This is a genomic window from Streptomyces sp. NPDC047853 (assembly GCF_043204535.1).
GTDB lineage: Bacteria > Actinomycetota > Actinomycetes > Streptomycetales > Streptomycetaceae > Streptomyces.
Window position 1 is genome coordinate 464,066 of sequence record NZ_JBIDCI010000001.1, and the last position, 19,562, is coordinate 483,627.

Consider the following 19,562-nt stretch of genomic DNA (forward strand, 5'->3'; position numbering starts at 1 on the left):
GACGCCATGACCCTCGGTCTCCTGCTCGCCCTGCTCATGGCCCTGAGCGTCTGGGGGGCCTTCGCCGGCATCCGCATGTACCGGGCCGACGCCAAACTCCCCGGCGACCTGGCCCTCGCCCTGGAGGTCGGCTCCACCCGCACCGGCGCCGTCGACTCCCTGATCGACCGCATGGGCATGCGGTACGCGCCCGCCGTGCTGCGCCTGATGGGCCCGGCCTTGGTCGCGCGGTACCGCCGCCGCATCGACCTGGCCGGCAACCCCGGCGGCCTGACCATCGACCGCTACGCCGCCCGCCGCGCGGTCTACGGCTTCCTGGGCGCCGTCGGGTTCCTGGTCTTCCTCCTGCGCGGCCAGTTCGTGGTCGCCCTGCTCCTCCTCGCCTTCGGTGCGTTCTGGACGGAGGTCGGCATCTGGTCGGCGATCCGCATCCGCAAGGACGTCATCGAGCGGACCCTCCCCGACTTCCTGGACGTGCTGGCGGTCGTGGTGAGCGCGGGCCTCGGCTTCCGCCAGGCCCTGGACCGCGTGGCCACCCACTACGAGGGTCCCTGGGCCGACGAACTGCGCATCACCCTGCGCCAGATGGACCTCGGCATGAGCCGGCGCGAGGCCTTCGCGGAACTGCGCCGGCGCAACGACTCCGAACAGGTGGCGATGTTCGTGACGGCCCTCCAGCAGGGCGAGGAACTGGGCGCGCCCATCGTCGACACCCTGGTCTCCCTGGCCAAGGACATGCGCCGCACGGACGCCCAGAACGCCCGCCGCAAGGCCGCCCGCGCGGTCCCCAAGGCCACGATGATGATCACGACCTTCATGGTCCCGGCCACGATGATCCTCCTCGGCGCAGGCCTGATCCTGGGCTCGGGGACGGACTTCGGGACCATCACGGGGGAGTAGGGGAGGTGGACCACATGCCGGCCACACGACCGGGGACGAGGGAGGAAGTCAACCAACAGAGTGCGACTGCACACGAAACAACGACATCAACATCCCGCAATTCATTGCCCACTAGTGCCACATCCATCCAAATCCTTTCGCAGCTGCAATCAACTGTGAGACAGTCGTCGTCTGGTGTTCCCGACCGGCCGGGGACCCGACCGGAGTCAGGGGAGGTGGAGATCGTGACCCCCGTCGCGCCCGGCACGACCACTGCGGACCTCCACCACCGCGCCCTGCCTCCGGGACGGACCCCGATGGACCGGCTCACAGCCCGAGACACAGCCTGCGAACGGGCCCCGCGGCCCTCGGACCCGAGGACCGCCCACCCTGGAGGGGAACACCATGACCAACTGGCTCCGCACCACCACCGCTTACCTGCACACCCGCACCCAGGCCCGCGACGACAGGGGCCAGACGGCGGTGGAGTACCTGGGGATCATCGCGGTGGTGGTGGCGATCGTGCTGGCTATCACGGGGACGGACATCGGGCAGACGATTTTCGACGCGATCACTTCGAAGATCGCCGAAGTCACCGGTGGCTGAGTCGACCCCGGGAGTGCAGCGACGCAGGGCAGGCCTTCCCGATCTACATCACGGTGGTGGGGGGCCTGCTTCTGCTGGCGCTGGCGTACTTCGCGGTGGGGCAGGCCGCAGCCACTCGAAGTGACGCCCAGTCGGCGGCCGACGCCGCGGCTCTCGCGGCGGCCCTGGAGACCCGCGACCGCCTCGCGGACGAGTGGCTCGCCAACGTGCTGGATCCCGAAACCTGGCGGGACATCTTCGAGGGAGAGGTGCCGGTCCCCGACTCCTGCTGGCGAGCTCACGAGTTGGCGGCTCTCAACGATGCGAGCGTGGACTGCGGATCCGATGGGATGCTGGGCTACACAGTCGTTGCCGAGACCAACGGCACCGTCGGGGACACGATCGTGCCGGGGACGGAGGACCAGAGGGCGACGGAGTCGGCGAGCGCCGTGATCGAAGCCCGGTGCGACTTCAAGCCGCTCGCCGAGGACGCCGGTGACGACGTGCTGCCGGTGCTCTCCTGCAAGGGTGAGGACTGGGAATTCGACCCGGACGACCTCTCGGTCCTGCCGGAGCCCGAAGATCTTTTCGATGTCCACCTGGCCGACTGACAAGTGAACGATGAGGACGAAGGAAGCGGAGTCATGAGCATTCGGTTCACGAGGACATCCCGTCAGGGGATGCTCGCATTGGCCGTTCTCGTCGGTCTGGCCTCTGGTGCCGTCGGCTGTGGTGGTGGCGGTGACGACGAGAAGCCGAAGGCCTCAGCGTCCGCTTCCAAGGAGAGCGGGTCGGGACCGAGTGCTCAGGAGGGCGGCACGGAGGAAGCCCTGGCCGAATTGAAGGGGCCCAACGGTCTAATCCTGCGTATTTCGTCCGCTGAGCGTGATTCGGGTGGCTTCCTGACCGTGAACGGGGACCTGAAGAACGATGGCGACAAGAGTGTCGCGATCCCGTCGGCGCTGAGCGGGAACGAGACGGAGATCATCAGAAACGGTAGGTCGCTCGGCGGGGCCACACTCGTGGATTCCAAGGGCAAAAAGCGATACTACGTGCTGCGCGACACAGATGGTCGCCCGCTGACGACCGCGGGTTTCTCGTCGATCAAATCCGGTGACCGCCTGGCGGTGTTCATGCAGTTCCCTGCTCCGCCGACGGAGACCACCGAAGTGACGTTCCAACTGCCGACCTTCGCCAGCGCGACCATCTCCATCTCCGGGTGAGGCGCGCCATGACCTCAACCCCGCGACTCACCTTGGTGCTTACGGCAGTCACCGTCCTGCTCAGCACCAATCTTTACGGCGCTGCCACGGCCCACGCCGACGACCCCAACGACCCCCCGGGCACCGAACCCTCCGCCTCCGCCCCGGTCGAGGTGGACCCCGCCGACCCGGACCTCAAGATCCCGGACGGTGCCACGCTCGCGCAGGCGAAGGTGCTGGACATCAAGTCGGTCGTCGAGGACCAGAGCGGCGACGAGCGCCGTGAGGACACCAACACGAACGTCACCTTCGCGCTGCAGGCCGAGGTGCTGTTCGGCAAGGACAGCGCGAAGCTCGGCGCCGAGGCGAAGTCCCGTATCGCGGGGATCGCGGAGGAGGTCAGCAACCAGAACGCCACCAGGGTCCGCGTCTTCGGCTTCACCGACGACCTCGGCTCCTCCGCCCACGGCGACGTCCTGTCCAGGAAACGCGCCAACGCCGTGCACGACGTCCTGACCCAGACCCTGAACGACGCCGACATCACCTACGAGGTCCGCGGCTACGGCGAGCAGTACCCCATCGCCGACAACTCCACGGAGGCCGGCCGCAAGAAGAACCGCAGGGTCGAGGTCTCCTTCCCCCGCACGGAGGCCTGACGGACCGACACCGCAGCCGTGCGGAGGCGCCCCGCGCCTACTCCTCCACGACCTCCACCCGTGCCCCCACCCGCACGCCCCACCCGGCCATCGCCCCGGCCTCCGCCTCCAGCACGTGCCGGGAGCGCGGGCGCGGTGCGCCCAGCCGGCCCGGCCGCATGGTGCGCACGGCGATGACCGTCAGCCGCCGGTCGAGGTAGGCGACGTCGATGGGCATCCGCATCCGGAAGGTGTGCACGTTGTTGGCGGGCGACAGCAGCATCGCCCCCTCGATGGAGTCGCGCCCCAGCAGCCCCTTCGTGCGGGCGCGGTAGGAACCGGCGATCTCCAGGGGAACGCGGACACTCGCGCCGCCCTCCCCGTGCACGACCAGGACACCCGTCCCGTCCCGCCAGCGCCGCCCCATGCCGAAGCCCCTCCCGCCCGTCCGGTGTGCGTTACGCAACCGTAATGGCCCGAGAAGGCACACGTACGGCGGATGCGGAGCCTTGTGGAGCCCCGGGTTCGCGTTCTCCAGTCTGGTGCCCCTCCACCCTGGTGGATAGCGTTGCCCCGCTCGACACAAGCCTCGCCCCACCCAGGAGCCACCGTGAATCGCCGCCGCCCCACCCTCCTCGCAGCGCTCACGCTGACCACAGCAGCGGTCCTGACGCTGTCCGCGTGCGGCAGCGACGACAGTCCGTCCGGCGACAACGACAAGATCGCGGGCGCGGACACGGGCAGTTCCTCGCCGACGGCCTCCCCGACGGCCTCCGCCGCGTCGCAGCCCGACCGGCCCAAGATCGAGCTGCCCTCCGACCTCTCCTACACCTTCGAGTGGCCCAAGACGGGTGACCAGCAGAAGGACGCCGTGATGGCGGACACCGAGGAGTCCATCAAGGCCGTCGACCTGGCGATCGTCAAGCAGGATGCGCTGGACAAGGCCTACCTCTACTACTACGAGGGCGAAGCCGCCGCGGGTACCCAGTCGTTCATCCAGAACTATGTCGATCAAAAGGCGAGCGTCACCGGGAAGTACCGCTTCTACGCCCCCGAGGTCGCCGTCGACAAGGACGGCACCGCTTCCTTCACCTACTGCGAGGACCAGGGCAAGGCCTTCGTGAAATACCTCAAGACCGGCAAGGTCCGGAAGACCGAGGTGACCGCCAAGAGCTACGTGATCTACCACGCCTCGCTGAAGAAGAACAGCGATGGGGTGTGGGAGGTCCGGAACATCGCGTCACAGAGTGGGAGCGCCAAGTGCCAGCCCTGACCCGCACGATGAGCGTGCTACCGATTGCCGTTCTGGCGAGCGTGTGTCTGTTCCCGGACACGGCGCGCGCTGACGACATCCTGGACGGAAACACCCAGAACTCAGGCACCGAGCAACACGCCGACACCGGCGCAGACGGCACCGTCTCCGTCACCGTGGGCGGCATCGTCTTCGACCGTTCGAAGAATGGCACCGGCGATTCCACCGGGGCTCTGACGTCGCCCGTGTCGTGGACTCCGCCGGCTTGCTGGTACGCCCCGAAGTACACGCCCGAGGAGTTGCAGAAGTACCTGGAGCCCATCTGGGAGGCGGGCTCCACGGGGCACGAGTGGGATGCCGAGCAGCGGGAGCAGTACAACGCCGACGACGAGAAGAAGGCCTTCAACAAGGACAAGTCCGGCAAGGGCTACTGGTGGGGCTCGTACGTCAACAAGAGTTACCCGCCCGGCTGGGACGCCTGCGACGAGGACTACTTCTGGGTGGACACGGGCGACGCCCCGCCCCCGGACATCGAGAACGCCGTCACTCCCAAGATCCTCGCCGAGCTGGCGTACGCGGAGATCCGCGTTCCGGGTACCGAGGTGACGCTGGCGCCCGCGCAGGCGACCAAGGTCAACCTTCCGACGTGGGCGTGGCTGGACGGTGCCGAGTTCAAGCCGGTCTCGGTCACCGCGTCGATCGAGGAGATCGGTCTCACGGCGACGGCCACGGCGGAACCCGTTTCCCTGCGGATCGAGCCGGGCACGCCGGACGCCGAGACCTACCCGGCCTCGGGTGTCTGCGACATCGAGGGCGGCCGTATCGGGGCGCCGTACGAGAAGGGCAGGGCGAACGACACACCTCCGTGCGGAGTGCGGTACCTGCGTTCGTCGGGCGACGGGACGTTCCCGCTCCAGGCGACGGTCACCTGGGACATCCACTGGACCGGCAGCGGCGGTGCGAGCGGAGACCTTCCCGAAGGCACCTTCGGCGCCACCCAGGCCGTCGTTGTCCAGGAGATCCAGGCCATCAACCGCTGACACCCCGCCGACCCGCCCGAATGCGGTTGTCCCCTGCCCCGCGCCGAAGGTAGGAAGGCTGCATGACTGGACTCGGTGCCGTGTTCCGCCCCCAACTCGCCCCCGAGCGGCTGCGTGCCGTCGCGCAGGCCGCCGATGACGCCGGGCTCGAGGAGCTGTGGCTCTGGGAGGACTGCTTCCGTGAGGGCGGCGTCTCCTCGGCCGCCGCGGCGCTCGCCTGGACCGAGCGGATGCGGGTCGGCGTGGGACTGCTCCCCGTGCCGTTGCGGAACGTGGCGCTCACCGCGATGGAGGCCGCCACCCTGCACCGCATGTTCCCCGGCCGCCCGATCCTCGCCCTCGGCCACGGTGTGCAGGACTGGATGGGGCAGGTCGGAGCGCGGGCCGAGTCGCCCGTCACCCTGTTGCGGGAGCACCTGCACGCGCTGCGGGCGTTGCTGCACGGGCAGCGCGTGACGACCGAGGGCCGCTACGTCCGGCTCGACGACGTGGGCCTCGACTGGCCGCCGGACCGGGACGTCCGGGTCTTCGCCGGCGCCACCGGCCCGCGTTCGCTGCGGCTGGCCGGTGAGGCCGCCGACGGGACCGTGCTCACCGCGTCCACCCCGCCCGACGGGGTACGGCAGGCCCGTCGGCTCATCGACGAAGGGCGCGCGGCGGCCGGGCGGACCGAGCCGCACGAGGTGGTCGTGTACCTCCTCGCGGCGACCGGCCCCGGCGCCGACGAGCGGCTGCGTGCCGATTTGGCCGCCGAGGGCGTCGGCTCGGTGCCGGACCTCGGGGTCGCCGGGGACGCGGCAGCCGTCGCCGAGGCGGTGCGGCGGCTGGCCGAGGCGGGGGCCGACACCGTGGTCCTCCAGCCCACCGGCGACGAGCCCGACCCGGAGGGCTTCGTACGGTTCGCGGCCGAACAGGTCAGGCCCCTGGTCGCCTAGACCGCGCCGCGCTCCAGGCATCTCCCCCCCCATGACGCCGAACGGATCCGCCCCCATGGCACACGTACCCGCCCCGCACCCCCGCACCTTCGACGAGCTGGTGGCCGAAGGAGCCTCCGTGCCCACCGAGGGGTGGGACTTCTCCTGGTTCGAGGGCCGGGCCACCGAGGCGCGGCCCTCCTGGGGGTACGCCCGGTCCCTGTCCGCGCGGCTGGTGGGGGCCGGCGCGGTGCTGGAGGTGCAGACGGGGGGCGGGGAGGTCCTGGACCACGCGCTCGCGGCCGCCGCACCCCACCGCCCGCCGCTCGTCGTCGCCACCGAAGGCTGGCCGCCCAACGTCGCCGAGGCCACGAGGCTGCTCCGCCCGCGCGGCGTCCCCGTGGTCGCCTCGCCCGACGACGCGCCCTTCCCCTTCGCGGACGGCGCCTTCGACCTGGTCGTGAGCCGCCACCCCGTCCGGCCGCACTGGGCGGAGATCGCCCGGGTGCTCGCGCCGGGCGGCACGTACTTCGCCCAGCACGTCGGCCCCGCCAGCGTCTTCGAGCTCGTCGAGTACTTCCTCGGGCCGCAGCCGGAGGAGACCCGTGGCCACCGCCACCCGGACCGTGAGCGCGCCGACGCCGAGCAGGCCGGTCTCGAGGTCGTCGACCTGCGCGCGGAACGGCTGCGGATGGAGTTCCACGACGTCGGCGCCGTCGTCCACTTCCTGCGCAAGGTCGTGTGGATGGTGCCCGGCTTCACCGTCGACGGGTACCGGGACCGACTGCGTGAGCTGCACGAACGCATCGAGAGCGAAGGGCCCTTCGTCGCCCACAGCACGCGTCACCTCTTCGACGCCCGCAAGCCGCACGCGTAGGGCCCGCCCGGCGGGTCACGCGTGCGCGCCCGTCGTCACCTCGCCCACCACCAGCTCCGCCCGTGCCTCCAGGACCTCGCCCACCCGCTCCACCCGTGCGGCCAGCTCGCGCCGCTGCCGGGCCGTCAGCCGTCCCAGCGGTTCGACCGTGACGGTCGTGAGCCGTCCCCGGCGCCGCTGGTGCCACACGCCGGCCACGACGCCGTCCACCAGGAGGACCGGGAAGTTGCCCGCCTGGCCGCCCGCCAGCGCCCGTCGGTACGCGGCTCCGGGGAAGAGCAGCTCCCGCGGCTGCGCGGCGATGACGTAGGCGTCGAAGTACGGCAGCAGCCGCACCCCGCGCAGCAGGTCGTCCCGCGCGGGCCCGTCGGGGAAGACCGTGTCGCCCGCCACCACCCAGGCGGGCGCCCCCTCGAAGCGGACCTCCTCGATCTCGCCCGCGGCGGCCAGGCCGTCGTACAGCGCCCGCGCCCAGCCCGCGGGCGCCGCCAGCCACCTGGCGAAGTGCTGCGGGGTGGCGGGGCCGTACGCGTGCAGGTAGCGGCGTACCAGGAGCCGCAACGCCTCCTCGGGCGGCAGGGGGGTGAAGCGGGGCGGGCGGGTGTACGTCACCTTGCGGCCCCGGTTCGGGCCGAAGGAGAGCGCGCCGGACTGGCCCGCCCGGTGCAGCACCTGCCGCCAGCGCGGCCACAGGGTCTGGAAGGCGGGCATCACCAGGTCGCCGGCCCACGGGCCCGTACGGGCGACGACCTCCTCGCCCAGTTCGTCGACGGTCAGGAACGCGCCGTCCAGGGCGGCACCGATCGCGGCCACGACCTGATCGGCCCGCTCCTCGTCGAGGCGTACGTCGGGGGCGAAGGGCGCGGCGCCGGAAGGGATCGCGGGCAGCGCCGCGCACCACATCGCCAGGTCGCGGGTGGGCAGGAGGTGCACCGTCCCGCGCGGACCGTGGGTCTTCACCAGCGAGGCCGGTGGGGCGGCCGTCCCGGTCGGCCACAGGGCGTCCCGTACGTCCGCACGGGTCACCCCGTCCGCCCGCAGCCCCAGCGACAACTCGGCCGCGGACAGCACCTGCGCGTGGGTTCCGAGCATCGCGTCGGCCACGTCGGCGAGCGCCGTGTCCGCTCGGGCGGACTTGGCCAGGAACTGCCGTTCGAGCCGTCGGGCGCTCACCGCGCCCCAAGGGGGCGCCACCATCGTCGTCATGAGGTGACGTTAGAGGAGCAGTAGGACAGGAACTGTCCCAGTGGAGCCGGAGCGGGAGGGAACTTTCCGGGCGTAAACGGCGTACCGTCGCACATGTCCACGGGGTCGGCGGGAGGTGCGGAATCGCCCCTCGATCCTCACAGGGTTTCCACATCGTTATTCACCGGTGGCCTCCGCGGGTCGAATCGCGCCCGCCCGATCACGTAAGTTCGAGGCCAGGCAATTCGCGTGAGCAAAGCTGCGCGTGTGGCACCGCGCGGCGGAGGGGGCTGCGCGGTGCCCGGTCAAGCGGGCGTTCGCCGGTGGTGTCACCCGGTCGGACGAGTCGCGGGCGGCCCACGGCGCGGGGCGCGCGGTCGGCCGGGTCTTCCGCGGCGCCGCCCGGTTCGTCCCTTCCGGAGCCTTCGGCGCCTCCCGAGTCCCGCCCGCCACCCCGTTCGCCGACGCATCCGCCGCGTTCCGGCCACCGCTCGGGGCGGAATGAGGGCTTCCATGGCCACTGCGGCGTTGTCGGGCGATTTCGGAGAGTAGTTGTGGCACGCCGATGCGCGCGACATCCCTTACGAAGGGTTATGGTGGAAACCCCCCCTCGGGCCGGTCCGTCTCCCCCCCCACGGACCGGCCCGTTTTTTCTGCCTCCCGCGCCCCGGCTCCTCGCGCCGCTCCGTCCCGCTCCGTGCGGGACGCCCGTCATGAGGAGTTCACCGGTGCGTCGTCCGGGGTCGTGGCATGGCGGCGCTCGTTCCCGGGCATAAGCCAAGCAGGTCGACGCCCGAACCACGGGTGTCGGATCTCAGCGGACGGCACGGAGCCGTCCGCCCGGGAGGCCCTTTGCACCAGCCCCACCGTGCGGTCACGGCACGGAAGACGCGGCGGAGGGCCGGTCCGCGGCCCGCGCCGGTGCAGGGCGGTCGTCGATCGGTCGGCTCATTGCAGCGCTCCCGGCCCAGCGTCCACTCCGTCGCTCCCCGACCTCTTCCGAGGGGGTACGTCCTTCCGTGGTGACCAGCACAAAGCGCCACAAGCCAGATAGGCGCACCTACGTTCTCGACACCAGCGTCCTGCTGGCCGACCCGAACGCCCTGAACCGCTTCGACGAGCACGAGGTCGTGCTGCCGATCGTCGTGGTGACGGAGCTGGAGGCGAAAAGGCACCACCCCGAACTCGGCTACTTCGCCCGGCAGGCCCTGCGCCTGCTCGACGAGTTCCGGGTGCGGCACGGCCGCCTCGACGCCCCCATCCCGATCGGGGACCTCGGCGGCACCGTACGGGTCGAGCTCAACCACTCGGACCCCAGCGTGCTGCCCACGGGCTATCGCCTGGGGGACAACGACTCCCGCATCCTCGCGGTCGCCCGCAACCTGCAGGCGGAGGGATTCGACGTCACCGTCGTCTCCAAGGACCTCCCGCTCAGGATCAAGGCGTCCTCCGTCGGCCTGCTCGCCGAGGAGTACCGCGCCGAGCTGGCCATCACGGACGCCTCCGGCTGGACCGGGATGTCCGAACTCACCCTGCCGGGTGAGCAGGTGGACGTGCTCTTCGAGGAGGGCCGGGTCTACGTCCCCGAGGCCGCCGACCTGCCCGTGCACACCGGTCTGACCCTCCAGTCGGAGCGCGGCAAGGCCCTCGGCCGGGTCACGCCCGACGGCAACGTCCGCCTGGTGCGCGGCGACCGGGAGGCGTTCGGCATCAAGGGCCGCAGCGCCGAGCAGCGGATCGCGCTCGACCTGCTCCTCGACCCGGACGTCGGCATCGTGTCGATGGGCGGCCGGGCCGGCACCGGCAAGTCGGCGCTGGCGCTGTGCGCGGGACTGGAGGCCGTGCTGGAGCGCCGGCAGCACCAGAAGGTGATGGTCTTCCGCCCGCTGTACGCGGTGGGCGGACAGGAGCTGGGTTATCTGCCCGGCTCCGAGGCCGAGAAGATGAGCCCCTGGGCGCAGGCGGTCTTCGACACCCTGTCGGCGGTCACCAGCCGGGAGGTCATCGAAGAGGTGACCGCGCGCGGGATGCTGGAGGTCCTGCCGCTCACCCACATCCGCGGCCGCTCGCTGCACGACGCCTTCGTCATCGTGGACGAGGCCCAGTCGCTGGAGCGGAACGTCCTGCTGACCGTGCTCTCCCGGATCGGGGCCAACTCGCGGGTCGTCCTGACCCACGACGTGGCGCAGCGGGACAACCTGCGGGTCGGGCGGTACGACGGAGTCGTCGCCGTCATCGAGAAGCTGAAGGGGCATCCGCTCTTCGCGCACGTCACCCTGACGCGGTCCGAGAGGTCGCAGATCGCGGCACTGGTGACCGAAATGCTGGAGGACGGCCACATCTGAGGAAGCAGGTCCCGAGAGGGCCGATTGTGTGACGGTTGGCGCCGTCCGGAAGGCGAAGAGCCTAGCCGGGCGGCGTCGTCGTGTGTGGGGGTTTCCGGAATTCCCCTGGGCCAAACGGGATGTGAGCTTTCACACGCAACACAGAATTGCCTCACCCCGTCGGGTTACGGCAGAGTCTCCTTCCTGTCAGGCCCCGCATACGACTCAGCCGTACCCCCAGCGGTACGGCGCCCCAGAAGCACCAGAGCCAACTCCATAGCAGCGTCGTATGCCGCCCGAGCACCACACGGCGCTCCCCTCGCGGGAGTTGTCCACCGGGCCCGTGCCTCCCGTGACCCGTAGTTGGGGAGGCCTGTGTCAGGGGCACGATTGCGTCCGCGAGGGTCACCGAAGCGGGCGATGCTGGAAGGAAACCGTGTGAGCCGGATCTCGGTCCGGGGATTCGCAGTGGCCTCGGCCACGGCGGTCACCGCAGTCGGAAGCGTCGTCGGCGTTGCCTCGGGCAGCACCGCGCAGAACAACGACGCGGAGGCGACGGCAGCAGGCACGACGCTGCTCGCGGACATCCCCATGGGCGAGCAGGCGCAGGTGCAGACCGCGTCCCTGACGCAGCAGGCCGACGTACAGGCCATCGCCGCGGACGTGAGCGCCAAGAAGGACGCCGAGGAAGCGGCCCGCAAGGCAGCCGCCGAGACCGCCGTGGCCAAGCAGGAGAAGGCCAAGAAGGCGGCCGAGGAGGCCAAGAAGCGCGAGGCGGAGCAGGAAGCCGCCAGCCGCGACGCCAAGCGCGAGTCGACCAGCTTCGCCGTCCAGAGCTCGTACAGCACCAGCCAGATCCAGGCCATGGCCCGCCAGATGGTGCCGAGCGGCCAGTGGCAGTGCTTCAGCAACATCGTGGACCACGAGTCCAGCTGGAACTACCAGGCGGTCAACCCCTCCTCCGGCGCCTACGGCCTCTTCCAGGCGCTGCCGGCGGGCAAGTACTCCTCCGCGGGCGCCGACTGGCGGACCAACCCGGCGACCCAGATCAAGTGGGGCCTCAACTACATGGACAGCCGCTACGGCAGCCCGTGCGACGCCTGGGCGTTCTGGCAGAACAACCACTGGTACTGAGCCCGCCCCGCTCAACCTCGCGCAGCCCCTCACCGTCCTACGGTGAGGGGCTTTCGCGTCCCCGCCCTGTACGGTCGTGCCGGAACGACTCCAGGGGGGAGTGGTGAGGAGAGACGGGGGAAGAGGACGGATCATGTCGCGAGTGCCAGGGTGGCTCGGCCGGCTCGGCGCCGGACTGACGCAGATGAGCAAGCGGTTGGACCAGCGCCGCGAGGAAGCACGGCGCGCGGAGGCCGACGACGGACCGGTGCCGGTCACCGGCCACGGGCCGCCGGACGTGTCGGTGGAGCACCTCGGCCCGCACCAGCAGCTCGTGGTCCAGACCCGCCCCGACCCGGCGCAGGCCGTGCCCTGGGGCGTACGGGTCGCCGCGGAGGCCGGATGGCGGCTGCTGGTCCTCGCGGGCACCGTATGGGTGCTGATGAAGGTCATCAGCGCCGTGCAACTGGTGGTGCTGGCGTTCGTGGCCGCGCTGCTCATCACGGCGCTGCTCCAGCCGACCGTGGCCCGGCTGCGCCGGCACGGGGTGCCCCGAGGGCCGGCCACCGCCCTGACCGCGATCCTCGGGTTCGTCGTGATGGGATTGATCGGCTGGTTCGTGACCTGGCAGGTCATGGAGAACATCGACAACCTCTCCGACCAGGTCCAGGACGGCATCGACGAGCTGCGCAACTGGCTGCTGAACAGCCCCTTCCACGTCACCGACAAGCAGATCAACGAGATCGCCAAGAACCTCCGCGAGGCGGTCGGCGCCAACACCGACCAGATAACGTCCGCCGGCCTGGAGGGCGTCACGGTCGTCGTCGAGGCGCTCACCGGCATCCTGCTGGCGGCCTTCTCGACGCTCTTCCTGCTCTACGACGGCAAGCGCATCTGGCAGTGGACGCTGAAGCTGGTGCCGGCGGCGGCCCGGCCGGGCGTCGCCGGGGCCGGCCCGCGCGCCTGGCGGACGCTGACGGCGTACGTGCGGGGCACGGTGATCGTGGCGTTGATCGACGCCATCTTCATCGGCCTCGGCATCTACTTCCTCGACGTGCCGATGGCCGTGCCGCTGGCCGTGTTCATCTTCCTGTTCGCCTTCATCCCGCTCGTCGGCGCGGTGATCTCGGGCGCGCTCGCGGTCGTCGTGGCGCTGGTGACGCAGGGCGTGTTCGCGGCCGTCATGACCCTCGTGGTGGTGCTGGCGGTGCAGCAGATCGAGGGGCACATCCTCCAGCCGTTCATCCTCGGGCGCGCGGTGCGGGTCCATCCGCTGGCCGTGGTGCTGTCCGTGGCCGCCGGCGGCCTGATCGCCGGCATCGGCGGCGCGGTGGTCGCCGTACCGCTGGTGGCGGTGACGAACACCGTCGTGGGCTATCTGCGGGCGTACTCGCAGGAAGCGGCCCTGCGGCAGGCCCCGAAGCCGCACGGGGCGACGTCGACCGACGCGTCCCCGGCGACGGACCACCCGCCGCGGCCCGCCGAGGCCGAGGCGCCGCCGCCGGACACGTCACCGGCGTAGCGACACGCGAACGGGCCCCGCCCACCGGATCGGTGAGCGGGGCCCGTCGCGTGTGCGCGGCGCGGGACTACTGCGCGGCCAGCACGGCCTCGGCGTCCAGCGTGACGCCGACGGCCTCGACCACGGCGGCGATCTTGAACGCCTCCTGGATCGTGTCGCGGTCCACACCGGCCTTGCGGAGCACCTGCTCGTGCGAGTCCAGGCACATGCCGCAGCCGTTGATGGCGGACACCGCGAAGGACCACAGCTCGAAGTCGACCTTGTCGACGCCCGGGTTGCCGATGACGTTCATCCGCAGACCGGCGCGCAGGGTGCCGTACTCGTGGTCCGACAGCAGGTGCCGGGTGCGGTAGAAGACGTTGTTCATCGCCATGACGGCGGCGGCCGACTTGGCGGCCTGGTACGCCTCCGGCGACAGGTTCGCCTTCGCCTCCGGCTCCAGCTCACGCAGCACGATGGGGGAGCGCGAGGCGATGGCGGTCGCCAGCACGGTGCCCCACAGCTGCTGCGCCGGGAGGTCGGAGTTGCCGATGACCGAGCCCAGGTTGAGCTTCAGGTCCTTGGCGTAGTCCGGGACGGCGGACTTCAGGGAGTCGAGGGACATGTCAGATCACTCTCCCGAGAGCAGCGCGACCGGGTCGAGGGTCTCGTCGCCCTTGCTCCAGTTGCACGGGCAGAGCTCGTCGGTCTGCAGGGCGTCGAGGACCCGCAGGACCTCCTTGGGGTTACGGCCGACCGAGCCGGCGGTCACCATGGTGAACTGGATCTCGTTGTTCTGGTCCACGATGAACACGGCGCGCTTGGCGAAGCCGTCCTCGCCCTCGATGCCGAGGTCGCGCATCAGCTCGTGCTTGGAGTCCGCCATCATCGGGAACGGCAGGTCCGTCAGGTCCGGGTGGTCCTTGCGCCAGGCGTGGTGCACGAACTCGGAGTCGCCGGAGAAGCCGAGGACCTGGGCGTCGCGGTCGGCGAACTCGTCGTTCAGCTTGCCGAAGGCGGCGATCTCGGTCGGGCACACGAAGGTGAAGTCCTTGGGCCACGCGAAGACGACCTTCCACTGACCCTCGTAGGTCTTGTGGTCGATCTGCTGGAACTCCTTGCCCTTCTCCAGCGAGACGCAGGCGGTCAGATCGAACTCGGGGAACTTGTCACCGACAGTGAGCACGCGCTCTCCAATAGTGCAGCGAAGAAACACCCGGATTGCGGGTGTTTCCCATGGGTTGGACGTTCTTGATGTTGGCACAGGGTGCATTGATTAGTGAAATAGCTACACTCGGTCGAGTTGATCGGAGGTGGCTATTAGTGTCGGGTAAGAAGAGGCAGCCCAGCCTCGCCCAGCTGCGGGCCTTCGCCGCGGTCGCCGAGCATCTGCACTTCCGCGATGCCGCCGCCGCGATCGGGATGAGCCAGCCCGCGCTCTCGGGAGCCGTCTCGGCCCTGGAGGAGACACTCGGTGTCACCCTCCTGGAGCGTACGACGCGCAAGGTGCTGCTCTCACCCGCGGGCGAGCGGCTCGCCGTGCGGACGAAGGCGGTGCTGGCGGAGGTCGGCGCGCTGCTGGAGGAGGCGGAGGCGGTACGGGCGCCCTTCACGGGGGCGCTGCGCCTCGGGGTCATCCCGACGGTGGCGCCGTACCTGCTGCCCACGGTGCTGCGACTGGTCCACGACCGCTACCCCGCCCTCGACCTCCAGGTGCACGAGGAGCAGACGGCGAGCCTGCTGGAGGGGCTCACGTCCGGCCGTCTCGACCTGCTGCTGCTCGCGGTGCCGCTCGGCGTCCCCGGTGTGACGGAACTCCCGCTCTTCGACGAGGACTTCGTGCTCGTCACCCCCCTCGACCACCCGCTGGGCGGGCGGGAGGGCATCGAGCGCTGGGTGCTGCGCGAACTGAACCTGCTGCTGCTCGACGAGGGGCACTGCCTGCGCGACCAGGCGCTCGACATCTGCCGCGAGGCGGGCCGCGCGGGCGTCCCGGCGACGACCACGGCCGCCGGCCTGTCGACGCTGGTGCAGCTGGTGGCGGGCGGCCTCGGGGTGACGCTGCTGCCGCGCACGGCCGTCCGCGTGGAGACGTCCCGCTCCAGCCAACTCCTCACCGGCGCCTTCATCGACCCGGCCCCCACCCGCCGCATCGCCCTCGCCATGCGCACGGGCGCGGCCCGCTCCGCGGAGTACGAGGAACTGGCGGGTGCCCTGCGGGAGGCGATGCGCGAGCTGCCGGTGCGGATCGTCACCGGCTGACGCACGCGCCGGCGCCCGTCCCCGCGGCACGCTGGGTGCCGCGGGGACGGGCGCGGGGGCCGGCCGGGCGGGGCCCGCCGGATCACTCCGTCCGCAGTCCCTCCGGGCGCATCAGGCGCAGCAGCGGCGGGAGGCTGGCCAGGGTCACCAGCAGGACGACCGCGCCGCCGATGCCGGCCATGGCCAGGACGCCGATCCAGTCGACGGAGACCGGTGTGCCCGTCATCTTCAGCAGCACCGTGCCCAGCGTCAGGCCGACCACCGAGGCCAGCACCAGGCCCAGCGTGATCGGGATCGCGGTCTGCCACAGCACCGACAGGCTCAGGGTGCGGCGCCGGGTGCCGAAGGCGACCAGGGACGACAGCAGCTTCCGGCGCTCCCGCAGCTGCTCCAGCTGCGACACCAGCAGACTGGCGCCGATCAGCCCCAGCACGCACGCGGCGCCGACGAACAGGCCGGTGCGGATGGCGTCGAAACGGTCGCTGCGCTCCGTGGCGGCCCAGACCATCGGGTAGGCCAGCGGGTCCACCGCCGCCGCCGTGTTGCGCACCCGCTCGTGGACGTCCGGCACCGACTCGTCGAGCCTGAGGTAGGCGTGCCCCTCCAGCCCCGGCGCGAGCGACGGGGGCAGCGCCTTCGGCGTGATCAGGAAGCCGCCCCGGTCCGTGCCGGCGAGCAGACCGGTGCGCGGTGCCGCCTCCTTGACGTCGGAGGGCACCTTCCAGGGGATCTCCAGGCTCTTCGGGGAGCCGTCGAAGGACGGGTCGAGGTAGAGCGTCCGCCGGTCCTTCGCCATCGCCGGCACGTCGACGCCGGCGTCCCACTCGGCCCCGCGCACGGCGAACACGTCACCGTCGCGGCAGGAGGACAGCGTCGCGATCTCGCGCAGCGAGGCGCAGTCGCCCACCGTCAGCATCGTGGAGTCCTCCGGGTTCCGGCGGCGGTCGCCGGCGTAGCCCTCGGAGTACGAGAAGACGGCGTCGACGCCCTCGGTCTGCCGGAACTTCGTCGCGGCCGCGGGGACCGGCACCTCGCTCGGCAGGGCCACCTCCATCTGCGCCTGCGTGACGTCCTTGCCCGTGCTCTTGGTGTAGTCGTCGTCCACGCCCGCGAACAGCATCTGGAGCGCGATCGCACCGGCCACCGCCACCGCGATGCCGTTGACCATGCGGGCCGCGGTGCCGCTGCTCAGCTGGAGCCGGCGCACGGCCAGCTGCCAGGACAGCGCGCCGCTGCCGAGCCGGGCGACGACCGTCTCCACGATCCAGGGCAGCAGCGCGGTGACGCCGACGAGCAGCAGGACGACACCGCCGGTCACCAGGTACTGGTTGAAGTCCCCGCGGTCGCGGCCCTGGCCGATCATCGGGTACAGCATCGCCAGGCCGGCCACCGGAAGCAGCAGCCGCCACCACAGGCGCCGCCGCGCGGGCCTGGCCGTACGCACCACGCCGAGCGGCTCGATGACCACCCCGCGCATCGCGAACAGCGTCACCAGCACGGCCGCGGCCGGCACCGCCACCGCCACCAGCAGGGCCAGCAGCGGCGAGGGGTTGAGGTAGCTCGGGAAGACGCTGATGCGGAACACCTCCGCGGTGCCCGCCAGTTGCCGCCCGACCAGGAAGAAACCGGCGCCGAAGACGAGCCCGAGCACCGCGCCCGCCAGCGCCTCGCCGGCCGCGATCCGCCGGGTCATGCCACTGTCGGACCCCACCAGCCGCAACGCGGCGAGCCGCCGGTCGCGTCGCTCGCCGCCGAACCGCACGGCCGCGGCGATGAAGACCGCGACCGGCATCAGCAGCACCACGAAGACGACGAGGATCAGCAGCAGGAGGACCGGGTCGGACTGCTCGGGCCCCGGGTCGGGGTCGCCGAAGTGGTCGATGCGGACGACCCGGCCGCCGTCGAGGTGCGGCGCGAGGCCGTCGGCGCCCCGGTAGAAGGCGAGTTCGTGCGAGCCGACCAGCCCGCTCTCCCCGATGGTGCCGGTGATGCGCTCCGGCAGCCGCTCCCGCAGCAGCTTTCCGGCGTCGGAGGCCAGCAGCCGCTCGAGCGCGGGGGAGACCACCATCTCGCCCGGCGCGGGGAACCGGTCCACCCCCGGCGGCAGCGGCGCCCGGGGCCCCTCGGCCTCCAGGGCGCGGCCCCGCACGGAGTCGTCGCGGAATTCGGTGCCGACCTCGGCGACGATGAGGGTGTCGGCGCCCTTCGGCGGCCGGTCGTCGGTGAACGTGATGTCGGTGCGCGCGGCCTCCCTCTCGTGCCGGACGGCCAGCGCGTTCGGCAGGGCCGTCGTCAGCAGCAGCAGCGCCACGCCGAGCCCGACCCCCACGGCCGTCAGCACGGCCCGGGTCCAGCCCTCGCGCCCGCCGGTGACGGTGAAGCGGACGCCCATGGCCAGGTCGCGGGCCCACCGGCGCACGCTCATACGACGCGCTCCATGTCCCGTGACTTCCCGTCCCGTACGACGACCTCGCGGTCGGAGTAGGCGGCCACCCGCGCCTCGTGCGTGACCAGCACGACGGCGGCGTTGGTGGAGCGGGCGGCGTCCGTGAGGAGCTCCATGACCCGCTCGCCGTTCAGGGAGTCCAGCGCGCCGGTCGGCTCGTCGGCGAAGAGCACCCGGGGGCCGGTCACCAGTGACCGCGCCACCGCGACCCGCTGCCCCTGGCCACCGGAGACCTCGCCGGGCCGCTTCTTCCTCAGGTCGTCGACCTCCAGCCGCTCCATCCAGGTCAGCGCGGCCCGCTCGGCCTCCTTGCGGGAAGCGCCGTTCAGCCGCAGCGGGAGGGCCACGTTCTCCACGCAGGTCAGCTCCGGCACGAGCTGCCCGAACTGGAACACGAACCCGAACTCCGAGCGGCGCAGGGCGCTGCGCTCGGCGTCGTTCATGGCGGACAGCTCGCGCCCGTCGTACGTGATCGTCCCCGAGTCGGGGGGCACGATGCCGGCGAGGCAGTGCAGCAGCGTCGACTTGCCGGACCCGGAGGGGCCCATCACGGCGACGACCTCGCCGGGGTGGATGGAGAACTCGGCGCCGTCGAGGGCGAGGGTCGGACCGTAGGCCTTGCGCAGTTGCTCGGCCGAGAGCAGCGAACCTGCGGGGGGAGTCATCGGGCCACCGCCTCACGGAGCTTGTCGAGGCGCGCCGCGGTGAGTTCCAGCCACCGCAGGTCGGCCTCCAGATGGAACAGGGCGTGGTCGCAGATCAGCTGGTCGGCGAGGTCGCCCCTGCGCTTGCGGTCGGTCAGGATGCGCATGCTGCGCAGGTGCTCCGAGCGCTGCGTGTCGAGGACGTCGGTGGCGTCGCGGTGGGTGAGCAGCGCGAGGACGACCTTGGTGTACAGGGTGGACTGGAGGTACGGCTCGGGCTTCTCCGGGGTGGCGAGCCACCGCTGTACGTCGGTGATCCCCTCCTCGGTGATCGCGTACCGCTTGCGTTCGGGACCGCCGCCCGCCTCGATGCCGTCGACGACCACGAGGCCGTTCTTCAGCAGGCGGGACATCGTCGAGTAGACCTGGCCGTAGTGCAGCGGCCGGTCGTGACCGAACTTCTCGTCGAAGGCGCGCTTCAGGTCGTAGCCGTGGCGCGGCCCGGACTCCAGGAGCCCCAGGAGGGTGTGACCGATGGACATGCCGAGCACTCTACACACGGTGTATACGCACCATGTATACGCGGAGTGCAGAGCCCGGTGCGGGGGGTGCGGGACCGCAGGTCAGGGCCGGTTGTCACGGTTCCGTGACGACGGAGGCCGCGCCTCCGCACCCGGTGGGACGAGGGTGCGGCGCGCGGCTT

General features: G+C 71.2%; 20 protein-coding genes. 13 read left to right on the forward strand and 7 right to left on the reverse strand.

Features of this window, described 5'->3' with window-relative positions; all coding sequences use genetic code 11:
* Positions 1–6 precede the first annotated feature (6 nt).
* The 5 genes from ACGF5T_RS02215 (at position 7) to ACGF5T_RS02235 (ending at position 3,322) form a co-directional block, all read left to right on the forward strand.
* Positions 7–900 (forward strand): DUF5936 domain-containing protein, encoded by an 894-nt coding sequence (locus tag ACGF5T_RS02215; RefSeq protein ID WP_356604108.1) that lies wholly within the window; start codon positions 7–9, stop codon positions 898–900.
* Between the two features lie 384 nt (positions 901–1,284).
* On the forward strand, positions 1,285–1,485 hold the full coding sequence (locus ACGF5T_RS02220; RefSeq protein WP_366766050.1) for a hypothetical protein: 201 nt from the start codon (positions 1,285–1,287) through the stop codon (positions 1,483–1,485).
* Complete coding sequence (locus tag ACGF5T_RS02225) at positions 1,482–2,075, forward strand: pilus assembly protein TadG-related protein (protein WP_366766169.1); 594 nt, start codon at positions 1,482–1,484, stop codon at positions 2,073–2,075. Before ACGF5T_RS02220 ends, ACGF5T_RS02225 begins: the two co-directional genes overlap by 4 nt.
* A 33-nt stretch (positions 2,076–2,108) precedes the next feature.
* Positions 2,109–2,687, forward strand: coding sequence for a hypothetical protein (locus ACGF5T_RS02230; protein WP_366766051.1), 579 nt, complete (start codon positions 2,109–2,111; stop codon positions 2,685–2,687).
* Positions 2,688–2,695: 8 nt separating this feature from the next.
* Positions 2,696–3,322, forward strand: coding sequence for an OmpA family protein (locus ACGF5T_RS02235; protein ID WP_366766052.1), 627 nt, complete (start codon positions 2,696–2,698; stop codon positions 3,320–3,322).
* A 37-nt stretch (positions 3,323–3,359) separates the two neighbouring features.
* Here ACGF5T_RS02235 and ACGF5T_RS02240 read toward each other — a convergent pair whose 3' ends face one another.
* A complete protein-coding gene (locus tag ACGF5T_RS02240; protein ID WP_366766053.1) occupies positions 3,360–3,728 on the reverse strand; it encodes a DUF192 domain-containing protein in 369 nt (122 codons plus the stop codon).
* Positions 3,729–3,911: 183 nt separating this feature from the next.
* Here ACGF5T_RS02240 and ACGF5T_RS02245 point away from each other — a divergent pair, with 183 nt between their 5' ends.
* The 4 genes from ACGF5T_RS02245 to ACGF5T_RS02260 all read left to right on the forward strand — a co-directional run bounded on the left by ACGF5T_RS02245 (position 3,912) and on the right by ACGF5T_RS02260 (position 7,384).
* Positions 3,912–4,574, forward strand: a complete 663-nt coding sequence (locus ACGF5T_RS02245; RefSeq protein WP_361017716.1) for a hypothetical protein — start codon at positions 3,912–3,914, stop codon at positions 4,572–4,574.
* An 8-nt stretch (positions 4,575–4,582) separates the two neighbouring features.
* On the forward strand, positions 4,583–5,593 hold the full coding sequence (locus tag ACGF5T_RS02250) for a hypothetical protein (protein WP_366766170.1): 1,011 nt from the start codon (positions 4,583–4,585) through the stop codon (positions 5,591–5,593).
* Positions 5,594–5,655: 62 nt separating this feature from the next.
* Complete coding sequence (locus ACGF5T_RS02255) at positions 5,656–6,528, forward strand: LLM class flavin-dependent oxidoreductase (protein WP_356604121.1); 873 nt, start codon at positions 5,656–5,658, stop codon at positions 6,526–6,528.
* A gap of 55 nt (positions 6,529–6,583) precedes the next feature.
* Positions 6,584–7,384 (forward strand): class I SAM-dependent methyltransferase, encoded by an 801-nt coding sequence (locus ACGF5T_RS02260; RefSeq protein WP_356604123.1) that lies wholly within the window; start codon positions 6,584–6,586, stop codon positions 7,382–7,384.
* Between the two features lie 15 nt (positions 7,385–7,399).
* Here the strand turns inward: ACGF5T_RS02260 and ACGF5T_RS02265 are convergent, their stop codons facing one another.
* Positions 7,400–8,590 (reverse strand): winged helix DNA-binding domain-containing protein, encoded by a 1,191-nt coding sequence (locus tag ACGF5T_RS02265; protein WP_366766054.1) that lies wholly within the window; start codon positions 8,588–8,590, stop codon positions 7,400–7,402.
* 998 nt (positions 8,591–9,588) lie between these two features.
* Between ACGF5T_RS02265 and ACGF5T_RS02270 the strand changes: the two genes are divergently transcribed.
* From ACGF5T_RS02270 to ACGF5T_RS02280, 3 genes are all read left to right on the forward strand, one after another.
* The gene (locus tag ACGF5T_RS02270; protein ID WP_356604127.1) at positions 9,589–10,914 is read left to right on the forward strand and encodes a PhoH family protein; all 1,326 of its coding nucleotides are present in this window, start codon (positions 9,589–9,591) and stop codon (positions 10,912–10,914) included.
* A 417-nt stretch (positions 10,915–11,331) separates the two neighbouring features.
* Positions 11,332–12,027, forward strand: coding sequence for a transglycosylase SLT domain-containing protein (locus tag ACGF5T_RS02275; protein ID WP_356604129.1), 696 nt, complete (start codon positions 11,332–11,334; stop codon positions 12,025–12,027).
* A 133-nt stretch (positions 12,028–12,160) separates the two neighbouring features.
* Positions 12,161–13,528: an AI-2E family transporter gene (locus ACGF5T_RS02280; RefSeq protein WP_366766055.1), complete on the forward strand. Its 1,368-nt coding sequence runs from the start codon at positions 12,161–12,163 to the stop codon at positions 13,526–13,528.
* A gap of 67 nt (positions 13,529–13,595) precedes the next feature.
* On the opposite strand, the gene ACGF5T_RS02285 is transcribed toward ACGF5T_RS02280, so the two are convergent.
* Positions 13,596–14,132, reverse strand: a complete 537-nt coding sequence (locus ACGF5T_RS02285; RefSeq protein WP_356604133.1) for an alkyl hydroperoxide reductase — start codon at positions 14,130–14,132, stop codon at positions 13,596–13,598.
* Between the two features lie 6 nt (positions 14,133–14,138).
* Positions 14,139–14,693, reverse strand: coding sequence for a peroxiredoxin (locus ACGF5T_RS02290; protein WP_361017728.1), 555 nt, complete (start codon positions 14,691–14,693; stop codon positions 14,139–14,141).
* 137 nt (positions 14,694–14,830) lie between these two features.
* Here ACGF5T_RS02290 and ACGF5T_RS02295 point away from each other — a divergent pair, with 137 nt between their 5' ends.
* Positions 14,831–15,769, forward strand: a complete 939-nt coding sequence (locus ACGF5T_RS02295) for a LysR substrate-binding domain-containing protein (RefSeq protein WP_366766056.1) — start codon at positions 14,831–14,833, stop codon at positions 15,767–15,769.
* An 82-nt stretch (positions 15,770–15,851) separates the two neighbouring features.
* Here the strand turns inward: ACGF5T_RS02295 and ACGF5T_RS02300 are convergent, their stop codons facing one another.
* Genes ACGF5T_RS02300 through ACGF5T_RS02310 form a run of 3 tightly spaced genes read right to left on the reverse strand, consistent with a single transcriptional unit; the run spans position 15,852 to position 19,401 of the window.
* Complete coding sequence (locus ACGF5T_RS02300) at positions 15,852–18,194, reverse strand: ABC transporter permease (protein WP_366766057.1); 2,343 nt, start codon at positions 18,192–18,194, stop codon at positions 15,852–15,854.
* Positions 18,191–18,880, reverse strand: a complete 690-nt coding sequence (locus ACGF5T_RS02305; protein ID WP_356604141.1) for an ABC transporter ATP-binding protein — start codon at positions 18,878–18,880, stop codon at positions 18,191–18,193. Before ACGF5T_RS02305 ends, ACGF5T_RS02300 begins: the two co-directional genes overlap by 4 nt.
* Positions 18,877–19,401, reverse strand: coding sequence for a PadR family transcriptional regulator (locus ACGF5T_RS02310; protein ID WP_356604143.1), 525 nt, complete (start codon positions 19,399–19,401; stop codon positions 18,877–18,879). The genes ACGF5T_RS02305 and ACGF5T_RS02310 overlap by 4 nt, the downstream gene beginning before the upstream one ends.
* Positions 19,402–19,562: the final 161 nt, after the last annotated feature.

Coding starts and splice junctions, on each gene's coding strand:
- ACGF5T_RS02220 (WP_366766050.1), top strand. CDS start 1,285: ATGACCAACTGGCTCCGCACCACCACCGCTTACCTGCACACCCGCACC.
- ACGF5T_RS02255 (WP_356604121.1), top strand. CDS start 5,656: ATGACTGGACTCGGTGCCGTGTTCCGCCCCCAACTCGCCCCCGAGCGG.
- ACGF5T_RS02240 (WP_366766053.1), bottom strand. CDS start 3,728: ATGGGGCGGCGCTGGCGGGACGGGACGGGTGTCCTGGTCGTGCACGGG.
- ACGF5T_RS02265 (WP_366766054.1), bottom strand. CDS start 8,590: ATGACGACGATGGTGGCGCCCCCTTGGGGCGCGGTGAGCGCCCGACGG.
- ACGF5T_RS02280 (WP_366766055.1), top strand. CDS start 12,161: ATGTCGCGAGTGCCAGGGTGGCTCGGCCGGCTCGGCGCCGGACTGACG.
- ACGF5T_RS02215 (WP_356604108.1), top strand. CDS start 7: ATGACCCTCGGTCTCCTGCTCGCCCTGCTCATGGCCCTGAGCGTCTGG.
- ACGF5T_RS02260 (WP_356604123.1), top strand. CDS start 6,584: ATGGCACACGTACCCGCCCCGCACCCCCGCACCTTCGACGAGCTGGTG.
- ACGF5T_RS02235 (WP_366766052.1), top strand. CDS start 2,696: ATGACCTCAACCCCGCGACTCACCTTGGTGCTTACGGCAGTCACCGTC.
- ACGF5T_RS02285 (WP_356604133.1), bottom strand. CDS start 14,132: ATGTCCCTCGACTCCCTGAAGTCCGCCGTCCCGGACTACGCCAAGGAC.
- ACGF5T_RS02250 (WP_366766170.1), top strand. CDS start 4,583: ATGAGCGTGCTACCGATTGCCGTTCTGGCGAGCGTGTGTCTGTTCCCG.
- ACGF5T_RS02230 (WP_366766051.1), top strand. CDS start 2,109: ATGAGCATTCGGTTCACGAGGACATCCCGTCAGGGGATGCTCGCATTG.
- ACGF5T_RS02300 (WP_366766057.1), bottom strand. CDS start 18,194: ATGAGCGTGCGCCGGTGGGCCCGCGACCTGGCCATGGGCGTCCGCTTC.
- ACGF5T_RS02310 (WP_356604143.1), bottom strand. CDS start 19,401: ATGTCCATCGGTCACACCCTCCTGGGGCTCCTGGAGTCCGGGCCGCGC.
- ACGF5T_RS02305 (WP_356604141.1), bottom strand. CDS start 18,880: ATGACTCCCCCCGCAGGTTCGCTGCTCTCGGCCGAGCAACTGCGCAAG.